Below are 1,183 nucleotides of genomic sequence, written 5' to 3' on the forward strand. Positions count from 1 at the left end.
AGAGGCTAACGTTATAGGGACAAGCGAATAAGTGCACATGGTGGATGCCTTGGCGATTACAGGCGATGAAGGACGTAGTAGCTTGCGATAAGCTGCGGGGAGTGAGCAAACACACTTTGATCCGCAGATTTCCGAATGGGGCAACCCACCCTTTTAGGGTATTGCATACTGAATACATAGGTATGCAAGGCGAACGCGGCGAACTGAAACATCTAAGTAGCTGCAGGAAAAGAAATCAACCGAGATTCCCAAAGTAGCGGCGAGCGAAATGGGAAGAGCCTGTACGTGATAGTCGGACCGATAACAGAATCCTCTGGAAATAGGAGCCATAGTGGGTGATAGCCCCGTATGTGAAATCGGACCGGTGGTACTAAGCGTACGACAAGTAGGGCGGGACACGTGACATCCTGTCTGAATATGGGGGGACCATCCTCCAAGGCTAAATACTCGTAATCGACCGATAGTGAACCAGTACCGTGAGGGAAAGGCGAAAAGAACCCCGGAAGGGGAGTGAAATAGATCCTGAAACCGTGTGCATACAAACAGTAGGAGCGGACTTGTTCCGTGACTGCGTACCTTTTGTATAATGGGTCAGCGACTTACATTCAGTGGCAAGGTTAACCGAATAGGGAAGCCGTAGAGAAATCGAGTCCGAATAGGGCGATCAGTCGCTGGGTGTAGACCCGAAACCAAGTGATCTACTCATGGCCAGGATGAAGGTGCGGTAACACGCCCTGGAGGTCCGAACCCACTAATGTTGAAAAATTAGGGGATGAGCTGTGGGTAGGGGTGAAAGGCTAAACAAACTTGGAAATAGCTGGTTCTCTCCGAAAACTATTTAGGTAGTGCCTCAAGTATCACCATCGGGGGTAGAGCACTGTTATGGCTAGGGGGTCATTGCGACTTACCAAACCATTGCAAACTCCGAATACCGATGAGTGCGAGCTTGGGAGACAGACGTCGGGTGCTAACGTCCGGCGTCAAGAGGGAAACAACCCAGACCGCCAGCTAAGGTCCCAAAGATTGGCTAAGTGGAAAACGAAGTGGGAAGGCTAAAACAGTCAGGATGTTGGCTTAGAAGCAGCCATCATTTAAAGAAAGCGTAATAGCTCACTGATCGAGTCGTCCTGCGCGGAAGATGTAACGGGGCTAAGCCAGTCACCGAAGCTGCGGATATCCGGAA

Annotated in this window: 1 rRNA gene (cut by a window edge); it reads left to right on the plus strand. The window is 50.5% G+C overall.

Features of this window, described 5'->3' with window-relative positions:
• Positions 1 to 17 precede the first annotated feature (17 nt).
• Positions 18 to 1,183 (plus strand): 23S ribosomal RNA (locus GCN75_RS28665) (it continues 1,800 nt past the right edge of the window).

Origin of the sequence: Janthinobacterium violaceinigrum (assembly GCF_009208555.1) — a bacterium.
Lineage (GTDB): Bacteria > Pseudomonadota > Gammaproteobacteria > Burkholderiales > Burkholderiaceae_D > Janthinobacterium > Janthinobacterium violaceinigrum.